Annotated in this window: 17 protein-coding genes; 4 read left to right on the forward strand and 13 right to left on the reverse strand. The window is 56.8% G+C overall.

Translation table 11 applies throughout. From position 1 onward, the window contains the following. Positions 1 to 77: 77 nt before the first annotated feature. The 5 genes from RHM59_RS09650 to RHM59_RS09670 are packed head-to-tail and all read right to left on the reverse strand — an operon-like array spanning position 78 to position 4,238. Positions 78 to 350: a DUF2160 domain-containing protein gene (locus RHM59_RS09650; protein ID WP_322165397.1), complete on the reverse strand. Its 273-nt coding sequence runs from the start codon at positions 348 to 350 to the stop codon at positions 78 to 80. Between the two features lie 11 nt (positions 351 to 361). Beyond that, entirely contained in the window at positions 362 to 1,162 is an 801-nt protein-coding gene (locus RHM59_RS09655) for a carbohydrate ABC transporter permease (RefSeq protein ID WP_322165398.1), read from the reverse strand. A 24-nt stretch (positions 1,163 to 1,186) separates the two neighbouring features. After that, positions 1,187 to 2,050, reverse strand: a complete 864-nt coding sequence (locus RHM59_RS09660) for a sugar ABC transporter permease (RefSeq protein ID WP_322165399.1) — start codon at positions 2,048 to 2,050, stop codon at positions 1,187 to 1,189. Then, the gene (locus tag RHM59_RS09665) at positions 2,047 to 3,144 is read right to left on the reverse strand and encodes an ABC transporter ATP-binding protein (RefSeq protein ID WP_322183618.1); all 1,098 of its coding nucleotides are present in this window, start codon (positions 3,142 to 3,144) and stop codon (positions 2,047 to 2,049) included. Before RHM59_RS09665 ends, RHM59_RS09660 begins: the two co-directional genes overlap by 4 nt. After that, positions 3,144 to 4,238: an ABC transporter ATP-binding protein gene (locus tag RHM59_RS09670; protein WP_322165401.1), complete on the reverse strand. Its 1,095-nt coding sequence runs from the start codon at positions 4,236 to 4,238 to the stop codon at positions 3,144 to 3,146. Before RHM59_RS09670 ends, RHM59_RS09665 begins: the two co-directional genes overlap by 1 nt. A gap of 310 nt (positions 4,239 to 4,548) precedes the next feature. Here RHM59_RS09670 and RHM59_RS09675 point away from each other — a divergent pair, with 310 nt between their 5' ends. Then, positions 4,549 to 6,372: a sigma-54-dependent Fis family transcriptional regulator gene (locus RHM59_RS09675; RefSeq protein ID WP_322286477.1), complete on the forward strand. Its 1,824-nt coding sequence runs from the start codon at positions 4,549 to 4,551 to the stop codon at positions 6,370 to 6,372. 95 nt (positions 6,373 to 6,467) lie between these two features. Here the strand turns inward: RHM59_RS09675 and cysS are convergent, their stop codons facing one another. Together cysS and RHM59_RS09685 are read right to left on the reverse strand one after the other, a co-directional pair. Beyond that, entirely contained in the window at positions 6,468 to 7,850 is a 1,383-nt protein-coding gene (gene cysS, locus RHM59_RS09680; RefSeq protein WP_322165403.1) for a cysteine--tRNA ligase, read from the reverse strand. Between the two features lie 130 nt (positions 7,851 to 7,980). Beyond that, positions 7,981 to 9,672: a glutamine--tRNA ligase/YqeY domain fusion protein gene (locus RHM59_RS09685; protein ID WP_322165404.1), complete on the reverse strand. Its 1,692-nt coding sequence runs from the start codon at positions 9,670 to 9,672 to the stop codon at positions 7,981 to 7,983. 129 nt (positions 9,673 to 9,801) lie between these two features. On the opposite strand from RHM59_RS09685, the gene RHM59_RS09690 reads away from it, so the two are divergent. Both RHM59_RS09690 and RHM59_RS09695 read left to right on the forward strand, forming a co-directional pair. After that, positions 9,802 to 10,302: a peptidylprolyl isomerase gene (locus RHM59_RS09690; protein WP_322165405.1), complete on the forward strand. Its 501-nt coding sequence runs from the start codon at positions 9,802 to 9,804 to the stop codon at positions 10,300 to 10,302. After that, positions 10,299 to 11,051 (forward strand): UDP-2,3-diacylglucosamine diphosphatase, encoded by a 753-nt coding sequence (locus RHM59_RS09695; protein WP_322183614.1) that lies wholly within the window; start codon positions 10,299 to 10,301, stop codon positions 11,049 to 11,051. The genes RHM59_RS09690 and RHM59_RS09695 overlap by 4 nt, the downstream gene beginning before the upstream one ends. A 181-nt stretch (positions 11,052 to 11,232) precedes the next feature. Here RHM59_RS09695 and RHM59_RS09700 read toward each other — a convergent pair whose 3' ends face one another. From RHM59_RS09700 to RHM59_RS09720, 5 genes are all read right to left on the reverse strand, one after another. Beyond that, entirely contained in the window at positions 11,233 to 12,765 is a 1,533-nt protein-coding gene (locus RHM59_RS09700) for a DHA2 family efflux MFS transporter permease subunit (RefSeq protein ID WP_322165407.1), read from the reverse strand. Between the two features lie 63 nt (positions 12,766 to 12,828). Then, complete coding sequence (locus RHM59_RS09705; protein ID WP_322165408.1) at positions 12,829 to 14,088, reverse strand: HlyD family efflux transporter periplasmic adaptor subunit; 1,260 nt, start codon at positions 14,086 to 14,088, stop codon at positions 12,829 to 12,831. Positions 14,089 to 14,103: 15 nt separating this feature from the next. Further along, positions 14,104 to 15,597, reverse strand: coding sequence for an efflux transporter outer membrane subunit (locus RHM59_RS09710; protein WP_322286478.1), 1,494 nt, complete (start codon positions 15,595 to 15,597; stop codon positions 14,104 to 14,106). Beyond that, entirely contained in the window at positions 15,594 to 16,082 is a 489-nt protein-coding gene (locus tag RHM59_RS09715; protein WP_322183608.1) for a MarR family transcriptional regulator, read from the reverse strand. The genes RHM59_RS09710 and RHM59_RS09715 overlap by 4 nt, the downstream gene beginning before the upstream one ends. Before the next feature lie 136 nt (positions 16,083 to 16,218). Further along, complete coding sequence (locus tag RHM59_RS09720; RefSeq protein ID WP_322286692.1) at positions 16,219 to 16,830, reverse strand: tRNA-(ms[2]io[6]A)-hydroxylase; 612 nt, start codon at positions 16,828 to 16,830, stop codon at positions 16,219 to 16,221. A gap of 223 nt (positions 16,831 to 17,053) precedes the next feature. Here RHM59_RS09720 and RHM59_RS09725 point away from each other — a divergent pair, with 223 nt between their 5' ends. Beyond that, positions 17,054 to 17,905 (forward strand): universal stress protein, encoded by an 852-nt coding sequence (locus tag RHM59_RS09725; RefSeq protein ID WP_322286479.1) that lies wholly within the window; start codon positions 17,054 to 17,056, stop codon positions 17,903 to 17,905. 108 nt (positions 17,906 to 18,013) lie between these two features. On the opposite strand, the gene RHM59_RS09730 is transcribed toward RHM59_RS09725, so the two are convergent. After that, on the reverse strand, positions 18,014 to 18,484 hold the full coding sequence (locus RHM59_RS09730) for a DUF1289 domain-containing protein (protein ID WP_322165412.1): 471 nt from the start codon (positions 18,482 to 18,484) through the stop codon (positions 18,014 to 18,016). Positions 18,485 to 18,653: the final 169 nt, after the last annotated feature.

Genomic DNA, 18,653 nt, shown 5'->3' on the forward strand with positions numbered 1-18,653 from the left:
TGTTTGATTCCAACGTCGCCAGATTCTTACGGGACCTACTGATCACGTCGCCTCCACTGCCCGCGAACATCCATCTTTCAACCCCAACGCATCAACACTAACAACCACACCAGGGACATCAGCGACGCGACCCAGATGCTCCAGTCGGTTGCGCCAATGACCAGCAAATGCAGGAAGGCGCTTCCGAGAAGACCGATAAACAAACGATCACCACGACTGGTGGCAATCGGCAAAAACCCACGGCGCGCAATACTCGGCGAGCGCAACTCCCACACCGTCATGCTGGCTAGCAGCACACCGATGCAGCAGAAAAACGTAGCGGTCAGGGACGTCCAGGCCATCCACCCCATGTCTCAGCTCCTCAAACCCGACCCAAGGCAAAGCCCTTGGCCACATGATTACGAACAAACCAGATCACCAGCATGCCGGGCAGAATGGTCAACACCCCCGCCGCTGCCAGCACCCCCCAATCGATCCCCGACGCCGATACCGTGCGCGTCATGACCGCCGCAATCGGCTTGGCGTTGACCGAGGTCAGGGTTCTCGCCAGCAGCAGCTCGACCCAAGAAAACATGAAGCAAAAGAACGCTGTTACGCCGATACCGGAGCCAATCAATGGGATGAATATCTTCACGAAGAATTTGGGAAAGCTGTAGCCGTCGATGTAAGCCGTTTCATCGATTTCCTTGGGCACGCCGGACATGAAGCCTTCCAGAATCCAGACCGCCAACGGCACGTTGAACAGGCAGTGGGCCAAGGCGACCGCCAGAGTGGTGTCGAACAGGCCGATGGATGAATACAACTGGAAGAACGGCAGCAGGAACACCGCCGGTGGTGCCATGCGATTGGTCAGCAGCCAGAAAAACAAATGTTTGTCACCGAGGAAGCGATAGCGGGAAAAGGCATAGGCTGCCGGCAGTGCCACGCTAAGGGAAATGACAGTATTGAGGCACACGTAATACAACGAGTTGAGATAGCCGTTGTACCAAACGGGATCGGTAAAAATCATGTGGTAGTTGGCCATCGTGAAGTCCTGCGGCCACAAGGTCAGACCACCGAGAATCTCGGTGTTGGTCTTGAATGACATATTCACCAGCCAATAGATCGGTACCAGCAAGAACAGGATGTAGATCCACAACGGCACGACTTTTTGCAGCTTCATTTTCCCCAGTCTCATGGCCGAACCTCAGTTCATTTCGCCGTGGGTCATGGCGGTATAAAACACCCACGACACCAACAGGATGATCAGGAAATACACCAGCGAGAACGCAGCCGCCGGGCCCAGGTCGAACTGCCCCAGCGCCATGGTAGTCAGGGTCTGGCTGAGGAACGTCGTGGAGTTGCCCGGACCGCCGCCCGTGAGCACGAACGGCTCGGTGTAGATCATGAAGCTGTCCATGAAACGCAGCATCACGGCGATCAACAGCACGCTCTTCATCTTTGGCAACTGGATATGTCGGAAAACCGCCCAACTCGACGCACGATCGATACGCGCGGCCTGGTAGTACACGTCCGGAATGGCGCGCAGACCGGAGTAGCACAACAGCGCCACCAGCGAGGTCCAATGCCAGACGTCGATGAGCAGCACCGTCGCCCAGGCGTCCGAGGCGTTGGCCGCGTAGTTGTAATTCATGCCGATCTTGTTCAGGGCCCAGCCCAGCAGGCCGATATCGCTACGGCCGAAAATCTGCCAGATCGTCCCCACCACGTTCCACGGAATCAGCAAAGGAATGGTCATCACAATCAGGCACACCGATGACCAGCGCCCCTTGGTTGGCATGGTCAGGGCGATGCCGATGCCCAGCGGGATTTCGATCAGCAGGACGCAGAACGAGTAGATGAACTGGCGCAGCAACGAGTCATGCAGTCGCGGGTCTTGTAGCACCTGCCTGAACCAGTCGGCCCCGACGAAATACCGACTCGACAAGTCAAAAATGTCCTGCACCGAATAATTGACCACGGTCATCATCGGAATAATCGCGCTGAAGGCCACCAACAGGAACACCGGGAGGACCAGCCACCAAGCCTTGTTGTTCTGGACCTTGTTCACGGGCTGACCTCCAGCAGGTAGTCGTCGGCATAGACCATCAACCATTGGGCCGGGAAGCTGATCCAGGCGTGGCTCTCAGGTATCGGCTTGTCTTCCTGAATCCGCACCTTGAGCATTTGCCCGGCCAAGGTCAGCGTCAGGATTTTGTAGGTCCCGAGGTCCTCGATATGGGAGACATCCGCGCGCAATGCATCATCGAAGGGGCCTTCCCAGACATGTACGAACTCCGGCCGAATCCCGACTTTCAAGTGGGTCCATTGGGTGTCGGCAATCTGCCGCAGCAACGCCTCGGGCAGCGGCAGATGAACATCACCGAAGCCGACGCCACCGGCCTGAGGCTGAACCTCGATCAGGTTCATGCCCGGACTGCCAATGAAGTAGCCCACGAAGGTGTGGCGAGGTCGCTCGAACAGCTCGCGAGGTGTTCCGAACTGAACGATCTGCCCGCCGTACATCACCGCAATCTTGTCGGCAAAGGTCGACGCCTCCAATTGGTCATGGGTGACGTAGACCATGGTGATGTTGAACTGCTCATGAATCTGCTTGAGCTTGCGCCGCAGCTTCCACTTTAAGTGCGGGTCGATGACCGTCAGCGGCTCATCAAACAGAATCGCTGAGACGTCGTCCCGCACCAGCCCACGGCCCATGGAGACTTTCTGTTTCTCGTCAGCAGTGAGGTTGCGGGCCTTCTTTTTTAGCAGCGCTTGCAGGTCCAGAATGTCGGCGATTTCCTGGACTTTGATCCGAATTTTATTCTCCGCCATGCCTTGATTACGCAGGGGAAATGCCAAGTTGTCGTACACCGTCATGGTGTCGTAGACCACCGGGAACTGAAAAACCTGAGCAATGTTGCGCTTCTCGGGCGTCAGGTCATTAACCACCTTCGAGTCAAACAACACCTGCCCCTCTGAAGGACTCAGCAACCCGGAAATAATATTCAACAACGTCGATTTGCCGCAGCCAGACGGCCCGAGCAAGGCGTAGGCACCGCCCTGCTCCCAAATGTGATTCATCTCACGAATCGCGTAATCGTCAGGGCTGCTGGGCTGGCGGCTGTAGCTGTGGGCCAGTTTCTGCAAGCGAATTTCGGCCATCAGGCAACCCTCGCAATTCGGCGGCTGGGCGCCTGGATCAGCTGACCTTGCTGATCGAAGACGAATAATTTATGCGTCGGGATGTAAATACTGATCGGCGCATCGACGTCGTACTCGTGCACCCCCGGTAAGTGCAGAACCAGTAGGAAGTGTTCGTTACGCACATGCAGAAAGGTCTCTGAGCCGCTGATTTCCGCGACTTCCACCGTCACCGCCAACTCCAAGTCATCGTCGTTGGACGGCACCAGGCTGAGGTGGCTGGGACGTACGCCGAATCGATATTCACCCTCGCCAATCGAGCGCAGATCAACGTTCAGTGGAAAATGCACGAAATTGGCAAAACTGACTTCGTTGCCCTCAATTCGTCCCGGCATCAAGTTGATCGGCGGTTCGGAAAACAACTCAGCGGCCAATACCGTTTTCGGTTGGTGGTACACCTCCGGCGTCCTGCCGCTTTGTATCACTCGCCCCTCGTGCAACACCGTGGTGGTACCGCCCAATGCCAGCGCTTCGTTGGGTTCGGTGGTGGCATAAATCGCGATGGTGTGGCGCGCTTCAAACAGCTCGCGCATCTCTTGGCGCAGCTCTTCACGCAACTTATAGTCAAGATTCACCAAAGGCTCATCGAACAGAATCAGTTGGGCATCTTTAACTAAGGCTCGGGCCATGGCGGTACGTTGCTGTTGGCCGCCTGACAACTCTAAAGGATAACGCGGCAGAAACTTCTCGATCCGCAACATGCGTGCTGTTTCCAGGACTTTGCTCTGAATCAGTTCTTTCGACACCCCGGCTTGACGTAGCGGCGACGCAATATTGTCAAAGACCGTCATGGTCGGGTAGTTGATGAATTGCTGATAGACCATCGAGACGTTGCGATGGCGCACCGAAGTCTGGGTGACATCGACGCCGTTCATCAAGACCCTTCCACTGTCCGGTTTGTCCAACCCGGCCATCAGGCGCATCAAGCTGGTTTTGCCAGACAAGGTGCGGCCCAGCAGCACATTGAACGACCCAGCCTCGAAGTTCAGGTTGGCGTCGTCGATCCAAATCTGGCCTTCGACGGAGCGACTAACGCGCTCTAACGTTAACGACATGGCGTGCCCTATTTTATTATTGGAGGTCCCGGACAGCGGTGTGACGTTGTTGCATAGCGACAATCATGCCAACTCGATTAGTCACCATATCAATTTATGTATCGTGCTGATTAGTAGTCATTTTTAACTAACATAGGAAACTAACTACTTCAGCACCGCTCATCTAAGATTGAACAATTGAACAGAATCAACATTGACTTTGAACAACCTTGAACAACACTGATGGGCGTGACACGCATGGCGACTACGCTAAGAAATTTGCCGCAAGCACTGACCACAAGAACAATAAGAACCCACAGGGACTTCCTTTATGACCCGTTCTAGCCGATCGCTTGCGCACGAGACAATCATTAGGGACTCATGGACGCGCTGCCGCGAATTTGGCCTGAATCATCAGTCCAAGCCTACGTTTGGCCAACTGCCTGCCGACCAGATCTCCCAGTTACTGGAGCGTCACCACGCACTGGCGCAAACGACGCATCAGGAAGTGCTACCGTTTTATGAAAACATCCTCAGCAACTCAAATTGCCTGATTCTGCTTGCCGACAATCAAGGCCGATTATTGAAGTCATGGGGTAAGCAGCGTTTCGTAGAATCAAACGAAAACCAGGGTTTTATGGCCGGGGCCTGCTGGATTGAAAGCGGCACCGGCACCAACGCCATCGGCACTGCCTTGGCCTGTGAACAAGCGGTTCATATTGAACACGATGAACACTTCCTCACCGCTAACCGATTCATGACCGGCTCGGCAGCGCCGATCTTTGATCCCGCCAGGCAGATGATCGCCGTCCTCGATGTGTCCAGTGACAGCTTTCTGCCACCCTCTCACACCTTGGGAATGGTGAAAATGATGAGTCAGACGGTGGAAAACCGGCTGATTCTTAACCAGTTCCAAGACGTTCATTTCCAACTGACGTTCAATACCGGCGTCAACAACCTCGACAGCCAATGGGCCGGGTTGTTGATTTTTAACGAGCGTGGTCGGGTTGTATGCGCCAATCGCCGCGCCGAAAGTTTGCTAGGGGTCAACCCACCGCAGCTCGACATCGAATACCTGTTCAAGAACTCGTTGCGGCAACTGCTGGAGCAAAAAGAGGGGCAGTCATTTTCGTTGTTGGACGCACGAAACAACCGGTTCCATTGTTTGATGCGCCACCCAAGGGCTTTATCGACGCCGATACGAGTAGCACCAGCTGCGGTCATTCGACGACCTGATGAGCCGCTGACCCTGTCAGCCATCGCCTTGGGTGATCCCTATGTCGAGAAGGCCGTACGTCAGGCAGAGCGCCTGCTGGAAAAAAATATCCCCTTGTTGATCCACGGCGAAACCGGGGTAGGCAAAGAGGTGTTCGTTAAGGCGCTGCATCACGCCAGCTCCAGAGCGCATCAGCCGTTGATTGCCATCAACTGCGCGGCGATTCCGTCGGAATTGGTCGAGGCAGAGCTGTTCGGTTATGAAAAGGGTGCATTCACCGGCGCCAACCCGCGGGGCAGCGTTGGTCTGATTCGCAAAGCGGATAGGGGCACGCTGTTTCTGGATGAGATCGGCGACATGCCGCTGGCGGTGCAGGCCCGCTTGTTAAGGGTGCTGCAGGAACGGGTGGTTCAGCCACTGGGCAGTAGCGAGTTGCACCCGGTGGATATTCGGTTGATATCCGCGACCCATTCGCCCCTGCACGAAAGGGTTCAGGGTGGGGAGTTTCGTCAGGACCTGTATTACCGCATTAGTGGCTTGACGCTGGAACTTCCACCCCTGCGTCACCGCACCGACAAAGGCGCGCTGTTTCAGCAGTTATGGGAACAACACCGTGAACCCCATCAGCACGCGGGTTTTGCGCTCGAGGTGCAACGGCTGTTTCATCGGCACCCGTGGCCGGGCAACTTACGCCAGCTCAGTAGCGTGATTCAGGTCGCCCTGGCGTTAGCAGATGAAAAACTCATCACCACCGAGTATTTGCCGGACGATTTTTTTGCCGATCTGGAGGATGCCACGGCCCCGACCGAAGCGGAAACCTCGGATGACTTGCAGCAGTTATTGCGCGCCGCCGGCGGCAATATCTCGCAACTGGCCAAGCAACTGGGGCTGAGCCGCAACACGCTGTACAAGCGATTGCGCGAGCAACGAATCACGTAACACCCACACTCCCTGTAGAGCCTACGTGTTGGCGATTTGGCAGACACACTCCATCGATCGCCTCGCCAACCCGTAGGCTGCTACAAAGACTTTTATCAATCAGCCAAACGCCAGGTCGTCCCGCCCTTTCCGTCTTCCAGCACCACGCCCATGGCGGTGAGTTGGTCGCGGATGCGGTCGGAAGCGGCCCAGTCTTTGTCGGCACGGGCCGTTAGTCGGGCCTGAATCAGCGCTTCGATTTCTGCCGCATCAACCCGACCTTGCGCCCCAGCACGCAGGAAATCATCGGCTTCGAGCTGCAAGACACCCAGCACACTGGCCAATTCTTTCAACCGTGCGGCCAAACCGGCGGCGGCGTTTAGGTCGGTGTCACGCAAGCGGTTAATCTCACGCACCATCTCGAACAAGACCGCACAGGCTTCCGGCGTCCCGAAGTCGTCGTTCATGGCCGCAGAGAAACGTTCAACAAACGCTTCGCCGCCAGCGGGCGCCACAGCTGGCAAACCTTTAAGCGCGTGATAAAACCGCTCCAGCGCGCCTTTGGATTCTTTCAGGCTGTCTTCGGAGTAGTTGATGGAGCTGCGGTAATGGCTGGACACCAACAGGTAGCGCACCACTTCCGGCTGATACTTTTCCAGCACGTCGCGGATGGTGAAGAAGTTGTTCAACGACTTGGACATCTTCTCGCCATTGATGCGAATCATTCCGCAGTGCATCCAGGTAGTGGCATACGGCTTACCCGTAGCGGCCTCGCTCTGGGCGATTTCGTTTTCGTGGTGCGGGAACTCAAGATCGTTACCGCCGCCATGAATATCGAAGGTCTCGCCCAGGCAGCAGGTCGACATCACCGAGCACTCTATATGCCAGCCCGGACGCCCTGCCCCCCAAGGCGACTCCCAACTTGGCTCACCCGGTTTAACGGCTTTCCAGAGCACGAAGTCCAGCGGATCGTCTTTCGATTCGTCCACCTCGATCCGTGCGCCGATGCGCAGGTCTTCGATTTTCTTGCGCGAGAGCTTGCCGTAACCTAGGAATTTTCCGACGCGGTAGTACACGTCGCCATTCCCCGGCGCGTAGGCGTAACCCTTGTCGATCAAGGTCTGGATCATAGCGTGCATGCCGGGGATATGATCGGTGGCATGCGGCTCCAGGTCAGGCGGCAAGATGTTCAGGCGCGCCTCATCCTCGTGCATCGCTTCAATCATGCGCGCGGTGAGGGCGTCGAACGACTCGCCGTTGTCACGGGCACGGTTGATGATCTTGTCGTCGATGTCCGTGACGTTGCGAACATACGTCAGGTCATAGCCGCTAAAGCGTAGCCAGCGGGTGACCAGGTCGAACGCCACCATGCTGCGGCCGTGACCAATGTGGCAGAAGTCGTACACGGTCATCCCGCACACGTACATCCGCACCTTGTTGCCGTCCAGCGGCGTGAACACTTCTTTGCTCTTGCTGAGCGTGTTGTAAATCGATAGCACGTTGAATCCCTAACCCGGTTTTGCTGATACCTGTGGGAGCCGGCTTGCCTGCGAAAAGCGGATGCAGTTGTTCAGCCACACCGCGTCAAGCATTCGCAGGCAAGCCTGCTCCCACCACAAGTGCCGTGGCTTAACTCCACGAATCTCGCAGAGTTACCGTACGGTTGAAGACCGGCTGACCGGGTTTCGAGTCCTTGATGTCCGCGCAGAAATAACCTTCGCGTTCAAACTGGAAACGGTCTTCCGGCTGCGCGTGAGCCAGTGAAGGTTCTGCACGACAGCCCGTCAGCACTTGCAGGGAATCAGGGTTGATGTTGTCCAGGAAACTGTCGCTGTCGTCGGCTTTTTCCGGATTTGGCGAACGGAACAGGCGATCGTACAAACGCACTTCACATTCAACGCTGGCCGCTGCCGGCACCCAATGCACAACGCCTTTGACCTTGCGGCCTTCTGGGTTTTTGCCCAGGGTTTGCGGGTCGTACGAGCAACGCAACTCGACGATGTTGCCATCGGCATCCTTGATTGCCTCGTCAGCGCGGATCACGTAGCTGCCACGCAGCCGCACTTCGCCGTTTGGCTCCAGGCGCTTGTAGCCCTTGGGCGGCTCTTCCATGAAGTCATCACGGTCGATGTAGATTTCACGGGCAAACGGCAGTTCACGCACGCCCATGTCTTCTTTCGGGTGACGGGCCAATTGCAGATTCTCGACCTGACCTTCCGGGTAATTGGTGATCACGACTTTCAGCGGACGCAGCACGCACATGGCACGTGGTGCACTGTGATCGAGGTCGTCACGAATGCTGAATTCCAGCATGCCGAAATCCACTACGCCGTCGGAACGGTTGGTGCCGATCATTTCGCAGAAGTTGCGAATCGAGGCCGGGGTGTAACCGCGACGACGGAAGCCGGACAAGGTCGACATCCGTGGGTCATCCCAACCGAACACGTGTTTTTCATCGACCAACTGCTTGAGCTTGCGCTTGCTGGTGATGGTGTAGTTCAGGTTCAGGCGCGAGAACTCGTACTGGCGCGGCTTGCTCGGCACCGGCAGGTTGTCGAGAAACCAGTCGTACAGCGGACGGTGGCTTTCGAATTCCAAGGTGCAAATCGAATGGGTGATGCCTTCAATGGCGTCCGACTGACCGTGAGTGAAGTCGTAGATCGGGTAAATGCACCATTTATCACCGGTCTGATGGTGATGTGCATGACGAATGCGATACAGGATCGGGTCGCGCAGGTTCATGTTCGGTGAAGCCATGTCGATCTTGGCCCGCAGCACGCGAGCGCCGTCGATGAACTCGCCGGCCTTCATGCGGGCGAACAGGTCCAGGTTTTCCTCGACACTGCGCTCACGGAAGGGGCTGTTCTTGCCCGGCTCGGTCAAACTGCCACGGTATTCGCGCGCTTGCTCTGGGGTCAGGTCATCGACGTAGGCTTTGCCGGCCTTGATCAGCTCGACCGCCCAATCGTGCAATTGGTCGAAATACTGCGAGGCATAGCGCACTGCGCCGGACCATTGGAAACCCAGCCACTTGACGTCGCTTTCGATGGCGTCGATGTATTCCTGGTCTTCCTTGGCCGGGTTGGTGTCATCGAAGCGCAAGTGCGTTTCACCGCCGAACTCCTGGGCCAGACCGAAGTTCACACAAATCGCCTTGGCGTGGCCGATGTGCAGGTAACCGTTGGGCTCAGGCGGAAAGCGAGTCACGATCTTGGTGTGCTTGCCCGAATCCAGGTCCGCCTGCACGATTGTGCGCAGGAAATTGGTCGGAACGGCAGGTCCTGCCTTGGAATTCGCAGCGGAGTCAGTGGGCTTGCTCATAGGATCCTTGGGCGTACAAGTGCGCGGCCTGGGTAGGCCGACTAAATCAAAGCGCTTATCATAGCCGAAGCTGTCAAGGTGTTGCGACCGGCGCGCCGCTTCCAAAAAATCAAAACGAGCGATTTTTCAATGTCCAAAGTCAAATTGAGCACTAACCACGGCGACATCGTCCTGGAACTGAACGCCGAGAAAGCGCCAGAAACGGTTGCCAACTTTGTGCAGTACGTCAAAGAAGGCCATTACGCCAACACTGTTTTCCATCGGGTCATCAGCAACTTCATGATCCAGGGCGGTGGTTTTGAGCCCGGCATGGCGCAAAAGAAAACCCGCGCCACCATCAAGAACGAAGCCAGCAATGGCCTTTCCAACGAGAAATACACGGTTGCCATGGCCCGCACCATGGAGCCGCACTCAGCCTCTTCCCAGTTTTTCATTAACGTGGGTGACAACGAATTCCTTAATCACACGGCACCCACCGTTCAAGGTTGGGGCTACACCGTGTTCGGTCACGTGGTCGAAGGCACCGACGTGGTGGACAAGATCAAAGGCGTTGCCACCACGATGAAAGCCGGTCATCAAGACGTGCCGGCTGAAGATGTGATCATCACTAACGCCGAGATCGTTGAGTGATCTTACTGATTTCTGATTTGCACCTGGAAGAACAACGCCCGGACATTACCCGGACGTTTCTTGGTCTGCTTGAAGGGCGAGCAAAGGCAGCCCAAGCGCTGTACATCCTCGGAGACTTCTTCGAGGCCTGGATCGGCGACGACGCGATGTCGCCGTTTCAGCTTTCGATCTGCCAAGCCCTGAGCCGACTCAGCGACAGCGGCACTAAAATCTTCCTGATGCACGGTAATCGCGACTTCATGCTCGGGCGCGCCTTCTGTAAAGCCGCGGGCTGCACGTTATTGAATGACCCCAGCGTGGTGCAAATTAACGGCGAACCGGTGCTGTTGATGCACGGCGACAGCCTGTGTACCCGAGACGAAGCCTACATGCGCATGCGCCGTTACTTGCGCAACCCACTGACGCTGTTTGTGCTGCGTCATCTCCCGCTAAGCACCCGGCACACGCTGGCGCGCAAACTGCGCAATGAAAGCCAGGCGCAGACCCGAATGAAAGCCAACGACATCGTCGACGTCACCCCGGAAGAAGTGCCTCGCATCATGGCGCTATATGGCGTGCACACGTTGATTCATGGCCACACTCACCGCCCCGCGATTCATAAACTGCAGCTCGGTGATGAGGCGGCTAAGCGGATTGTGTTAGGGGATTGGGATCGTCAGGGCTGGGCATTGCAGGTGGATGAACAGGGCTTTCAGTTAGCGGCGTTTGATTTTGTGCCAGATAACCCGACCCCCCAGCTTTCGCCGTAACCGGCGGCATTAGCTCTGTTGGGGCCCAACGCGCTCTGCGCCACGGCGAGAGTCTGTGCGAGACAGGCTTGCCTGCGAACCGATTGACTCGGTAGCGCCTGACCCACCGCCTTCGTTGGCAAGCCAACTCCCACCGTTGTCCTCATTTTCACAGCGAAAATTTTCTGTAGGAGGTGCTGCATCAATGCCCTGCCGGAGGCCCGGCTTTCGCGGTGAACGGTGGTTTGGCCATCCACACCAAGATGATCAACGCAAAGAAGCACCAACCCAGCATGTAGAAGTAGTCCACGGTGGACATCATGTAGGCCTGAGCATTGACCACTGATTCAAGTTGCGCATAGGCCTTACTCCCCGCCCCGCCCAGCGTGGTGATTGCATCGCGAGTTGCCGGTTCGTAGGCGTTGATGCTTTCGCTCAGGTACGCATGGTGCTGGTTAGCCCGACGAATCCAGATCCATGTCGTCAGGGAAGCCGCAAAACTACCGCCTAGGTTGCGCAGGAAGGTCGCCAGCCCAGAGCCGTCGGCAATCTGGTTGGGCGGCAGGTCAGACAGCAGAATGGTCAAGGTCGGCATGAAGAACAGCGCAATGCCCGCCCCCATGAACAGCTGCACCATGGCGATGTGATAGAAATCAACCTGACTGGTGAAGTCAGCGCGCATAAAGCAACTGAGTCCAATCGCGAAAAAAGCTATCCCGGCCAACAGTCGCATGTCGAATTTGTGCGCATATTTGCCGACAAAGGGCGACATCAACACTGGCAAAACACCGAGCGGCGCCACCGCAAAACCTGCGTAAGTCGCGGTATAGCCCATTTGCGTTTGTAGCCATTGCGGTAGCAATAGATTGATACCGAAGAACGCCGAGTAACCACCCACCAACGTAATGGTGCCGATGCGGAAGTTGCGGTAGGCAAACAGACGCAAATTGACGATCGGATGTTTGTCAGTCAATTCCCAAATAACAAAAATGGCCAGGCTGATCGCTGAGATCACCGCCCCGATCATGATGAAATGGGACGAGAACCAATCCAGGTCGTTACCCTTGTCGAGCACGATTTGTAGCGCCCCGACCCCGATAATCAAGGTGATTAACCCCACGTAATCCATCGGCTGACGACTGGTGACCACCGGCCGGGTGCGCATCTGCGAGCGCACCACCAAGGCCGCAAAAATCCCAATGGGGACGTTGATAAAGAAGATCCAAGGCCAGCTGTAGCTGTCGGTAATCCAGCCGCCCAAAATCGGACCGGCAATCGGCGCCACCACCGTGACCATCGCCAGCAATGCCAGTGCCATCCCCCTTTTCGCCGGCGGGTAAACCGCTATAAGCAGGGTTTGCGTCATCGGGTACAACGGCCCGGCGACCACGCCCTGCAACACCCGAAAACCCACCAGCTCAGGCATCGAGGTGGAAATACCACACAAGAACGAAGCCATCACGAACAGGATCGTGGCCCATAGAAACAGCTTCACTTCGCCGACCCTACGGCTAAGCCAGCCAGTCAAAGGCAACGCAATGGCGTTACTCACCGCGAACGAGGTGATCACCCAAGTGCCTTGCTCCGAACTCACGCCCAGGTTACCGGCGATGGTCGGCAACGCGACGTTGGCGATGGTGGTGTCGAGCACCTGCATGAAGGTCGCCAGAGACAGGCCGATGGTGCACATCAACAAGCTGGGCGGTGTAAAAGAGGCCGGGGCGTTCGAGCTCATCGCGAATCCTTTAAATCTTCAACCGCGCTCCGGCACACGCGCCGGAGCTAATGGATTGGCGTATCAGCGCTGAGCCGTTTTGCTGCTAGTGGCGGCACTGTTTTCGTGAATCAACCGCGTGATCATTGCGTCGGCGTCGGCCAGCTGTTTGTCATAGATATTGGTGCTGAACAACGCTTTCTTCGGCGGTTGCTGCGCCAATACCGGACCGCTCTGGTCGTGGAGATTGACATCGACCACAGTGGACAGGCCAATGCGCAATGGGTGCTCGGTCAACTGATCCGAGTTGACGTGAATACGCACCGGGATCCGCTGCACGATCTTGATCCAGTTACCGGTGGCGTTCTGCGCAGGAAGCAGGGCAAACGCACTGCCCGTACCGGCGCCAACACTGTCAACGGTACCGGTGTACTTCACGTCGCTGCCGTACAGATCCGCTTCAATGTCGACCTGCTGACCGATGCGCATCATGCCCAGTTGCGTTTCCTTGAAGTTGGCGTCGATCCACACTTCATTGAGCGGAATCACTGCCATCAACGCCGTGCCCGGCTGAACCCGCTGACCCAATTGAACGGTGCGCTTGGCCACGTATCCGGTGACCGGCGCGACCAAGGTACTGCGAGCGTTGGCCAAGTAAGCCTGGCGCAACTGCGCGGCGGCGGCTTTCACGTCCGGATGCGAGGACACAACGGTGTCATCGACCAAGGCCGAACTGGTCGCCAATTGCTGCTGCACATTGTTCAAACTGTTTTGAGCAGTGGTCAGATCGTCACGGGCATGGGACAGCTCTTCCTGAGAAATCGCCCCGCCTGCCGCGAGGTTTTTCCGACGGTTGAAGTTGTCCTGAGCTTTCTGCACTTCAGCCCGTTGTGCTGCCAACTGCGCTTTCATGCCGTCGACATTGCTGTACAAACCGCGCACTTGGCGCACGGTCTTGCCCAGGTTTGCCTCAGCACTTTGCAGGCCGACTTCGGCATCGCTTGGGTCAAACTGAATCAACACTTGTCCCTCTCGAACCAAGTCACCGTCGTCGGCGCCAATGCTCACTACCGTGCCGGTTACCAATGGCGTGATCGCCACCACGTTGCCGCTCACGTAGGCGTCATCAGTGCTTTCATTCCAGCGCCCGTACTTTTCGTACCAGAACCAGATACCCAAGGCGCCCACAATGACCAGCACCAGGACCAGCAACAGCCAGAACCTGCGCTTGCCCGGATTGGCGTCCTTGGAAGGCGCCTGATCTTTTTGCTGGGCCTGATCCTTAGGCGCATTCTGATCTTTTTGGTCGTTTGTCGAAGCATTATCGGTAGCGGCAGTAGCCATGACGATTACCTTGAGTTATTCAGTCTGCGAAGCGGTTGAAGGGGTACCCGGGCCGGCGTTCTGGTCAGCAGAGCTGCTTTGAAAGCCGCCGCCCAAGGCTTGCATCAACTGAATCGAGAGGTCGATTCGTTCGGCGGTGAGGTCGGCCAATTGGCGTTGGGACTGGAGCAGTTGCTGTTCGATGGTCAGGACGTCGACATAGTTGCCGATCCCCGAGCCAAAACGTTGAGTCGCCGTGTCATACGAGGCTTTGGCAATGTCGCTGGCGCGCTGTTGAGCCTCGATTTGGCGACTGATAGAGCGCATTTGGGACAAGGTGTCACTGACATCGCCCAAGGCTTGAACCAGACTTTTGTTGTACTGCGCCACCGCGAGGTCGTAATCGGCATCGCGGGCATCAAGATCAGCACGCAAGCGCCCACCGTCGAAAATCGGCAGCGAAACCGCCGGAGCAATATTGAAGAAGCGGCTGGCCGAGCCAAACATCGCATCCCCCAGCAGTGACTCACTACCGACGGCAGCACTCAGGTTCAAGTTGGGATAAAAATTGGTTTTCCCGGCCACAATAGTCTTGCTCGCTGCTTCCACCCGCCAGCGCGCCGCGACCAGATCTGGACGACGCCCCAACAACTGCGCAGGCAACGACGACGGCAGCGCTACAGCGCTAGGCTTGAGTACGCTTGGCCGGGCGATTTCATCGCCGCGGTCCGGACCTTTGCCGAGCAATACCGCCAAGCTGATTTTTGCACTGCGCAGGCGTTTTTGCGCATCGATCAACTGGGCTTCGGAGCCGGCTTCCAGGCTTTGGGTCTGCTGGAATTGAAAGCGGCTGTCGATGCCTGAGTTCAGTCGGCGGTTGCCCAACTCAAGCATTTGCCGGGTGCGCTTCAAGTCATCCGCCGCCAGGTCATACACCGCATGGGCCTGACCGAGGTCGCTATAGGCTCGGGCCACATTGGCGGCGAGTGTCAGCCGGGCGGACTGTTGATCGATTTCGGCGGCACGCGCTTGGCCCAACGCAGCTTCCCACGTGGCGCGTTGCCCGCCCCACAAATCGAAGGTGTAGTTAAAATTCAAATCCAGGTTACGCACTGTGGAGTAAGTGCCGCCCTCACCCGTTGGGCTCTGATCGGCAGCCAAGCGGGAACGGGAAACGCCGCCTTCGGCATCCAGGATTGGCGTGCGCTGGGCATCGGCCGCATACGCAGCAGCACTGGCCTGATGCGCACGGGCACTGGCGATCTGCATGTCGGGGCTGTCGCGCAACGCTTCGGCGATCAAACGGTCGAGCTGAGGATCACCGAGGCTTTTCCACCATTCACTTTTCGGCCAGGCCGCTGGCGACAGCTTGATGTCCTTAAAGCTCTGCGCAGTCTGCAAACTGTGCGCATCCAAGCTCATCCCCTTGGTTACCAAGCCCTGGTAATTGGCGCAACCGGCCAAGCTCATGGCGAAAGCCAGCATCAGGAATGCCGGCTTAAACGAGGTTCGGACGACTAAGCGGTTCATTGCTCACTCGCTTGGTTGAAGCCCAGGCGGGCGATAGTGATTTGATCGTCAGCGGCCACTAACACTTTTGTCAGGATCTGCTCCAGACGTTTCACTTCGGCGCTGTCGAGCGCCGCGAATAAGTCATTCATTGCCTCGGCACCAATCTGCGGCAGCCGCTGCGACAGCTTCTGGCCTTCGTCGGTCAGCGCGAGCTTGACCTGACGACGGTCGGTTTCCGAACGATCGCGGACCAGCAAACCCTTCTGCACCAGACGATCAATCATCCGCGTCATCGAACCGCTGTCCAGAGACAGATGCCGGCACAGTTCAACCGGCGTATCGCTCTGATACTGGCCTACGATAATCAGCACTTTAAATTGCGAAGAGGTCACACCGTAAGGCACCAGATGGGTGTCGAGGATGCGATTCTTCAGGCCGTCAACGCGGCCTATCAGCAAGCCCATGAGACCGGCGTGAAAGTTCTCGGGAGTGAAGTGTTTCATCGAGTCACCAAAAAGCTGCCTAGGCAGGAATATGACAAGATGTTACTGCCTAGGCAGCGAATGTCCAAGCATTAAATAGGAGGCTTTGTTTTTATCTCGAAGAAACCGCTGAACGGACGTTCAGCGGCGTGGCTGCTTAGCGCTGAGCCAGGTTTTGCGGAACACCACTGTGAAAGCGGAACTCGACATCCGGGCTGTCGATCAAGCTGGATTCCACCACCCGGATCCTTTCGATGGTCTGTGCCACATCGGCGGCATCGCCATACTGGTAAGCCAACTTCAGGTAACCCTGATAATGCCGCGCTTCGCTATTGAGCAAGCCGTGATAAAAGGCGCCCAGTTCTTCGTCCAGATGTGGCACCAGCTTCTCAAAGCGTTCGCAACTGCGCGCTTCGATGAACGCGCCAACCACCAACGTATCGCTGAGTTTGACCGGCTCATGGCTGCGCACGGCGGATCTAAGACCAGATGCATATCGGCTAGCGGACAGCGGCCGCCAATCGACCTTGCGCTTTTTCATCAGGCGCACAACCTGCTCATGGTGCACCAACTCTTCCCGGGCCAGCCGCGACATCATCAGGACCATGTCGGTGTACGCGCCGTATTTAGCGATCATGCTCATGGCGGTGCTGGCGGCTTTAAATTCACAATTTTTGTGATCGAGCAGCATCGTCGGTTGATCAGCCAGCGCCGCTTCGACCCAGGCGTCAGGGGTTTTGCAGCCAAGGAACTCGTGGATTTCAGGCATCACGGAGGCCCGTTGGGCCTTGGCGGCAGGAAGCGGAGCGTCGATTGCTGGGTTCAGTTGCATAGGTTCACAGTCGGCCGGGGTGGGCAAAGCGCAGCATTATACGAGGGCCGTGGGAATGAAACAGCGTCAGGTAGCGGATTTGTCCTGATCTGAATCAACTAGCGAGTCAGCAGACTGCAACTATAGTTGTGTCTACCGCCATCGGCCGAGGTTCTCCCCTATGCAAGCCGTTCGCAGCATCCTTGTGATCATCGAACCTCATGACGCCGAAAGCCTGGCCCTTAACCGGGCCAAGCTGATCGCCTGCGTGACCCAAGCGCACCTGCACCTGCTGGTCTGCGACAAAAAACACGACCATTCGCTACTGCTCGAAGAACTCAAGGACGACTTGCTCAGGGCCGACTTCAACGCCACTGCCCAGCAGGCCTGGAACGACAGCCCACACCAAACCATCATTGATGTGCAGCAAGCAGAAAACTGCGGACTGGTGATCAAGCAGCACTTTCCCGACAACCCGCTGAAAAAAGCCCTGCTGACACCCGACGATTGGAAACTGCTGCGCAAATGCCCCAGCGCGGTATTGATGGTCAAGACCGCGACCTCATGGACCGGCGGCGTCATCCTCGCAGCCGTGGATGTCGGCAACGCCGACGGCGAGCACCGGGCGCTGCATTTCAGCATCGTCGATTACGGCTTTGAAATTGCCGCATTGACCAAGGGTCAGTTGCATGTGATCGCTGCCCACCCCGCGCCCATCCTCTCGGCAGTCGATCCCGCCGTCCATATCCAAGCGCGTTATCAAGAGCAGTGTTTGGCGTTTCAGACTGAGTTCGACGTTGACGACAGCCATTTGCACATCGCAGAAGGCCCCGCCGACGTGTTGATTCCGCACACCGCGCACACGCTTAAAGCCGCAGTCACCATCATCGGCACCGTCGGACGCACCGGTATTTCAGGCGCATTGATCGGCAACACCGCTGAAGTCATTCTCGATTCGCTGGAAAGTGATGTGCTGGTGCTGAAAACCGAAGAGGTTATTGCGCATTTGGAAGCATTGGCCGTCAACGGCTGATCTGATGCGGTGCCTGCGATGGCGCCTTCGCGAACAAGTTCGCTCCCGCCGGGTAATGCGCAGTTCATTCTGTGGGACCGAATTTATTCGGGAAAGCCGCACCACCGCTTAACCGCCAAACGTATCCTTCAAAAACCCCGGCGCGATGTAACGTTCGTAATGGGCTTCAGACAACAGGAAAAACTCGCGATCAATGGCGTCCCGCAGGTCCGGCAGGTTCCAGCCGCGAAACTCCGGCATCAGGACCACGCCGTAGGCGTCGAGTTGGGTGATCACCCGCGCCCCGCGAGCAATTAACTGGTAGGCCCAGCAATACACCGATTGATTCGGCACGAAGCGAATTTTGCGCTGCTCCAGTTGCAGGCGCAGCTTGGCGGGGTCGAACACCTGAAGTTTGCCCGCCATGACCTGCACCAACAATTGTTCCAGTCGCAACCAGACCGCACGCTTTTCAGCCTCGTTGTAACCATTCCAATTGATCACTTCGTGGTGAAAACGCTTGCAGCCACGGCACACCAGATCCCCATAAACAGTGGAACAGAGGCCGACGCACGGGGTTTTGATGGTTTGATTGGGCATAGGAAACAAGGCTACGACAGGCGAAACAGGTCAGCATGTTATCCCTTTGTCTAACGAGGGTCACCCTTGAACGTGCTGTGGTTAACTTACTTTTAGCCAATTTTTGCCGTAGAATCAGCGAGCCTTTTAAGGCGCCAATGTCCGTTAGAAGCTGTTTTCAAAGCGTCAC

Source organism: Pseudomonas sp. MH10 (assembly GCF_034353045.1).
In the GTDB taxonomy this organism is placed as follows: domain Bacteria; phylum Pseudomonadota; class Gammaproteobacteria; order Pseudomonadales; family Pseudomonadaceae; genus Aquipseudomonas.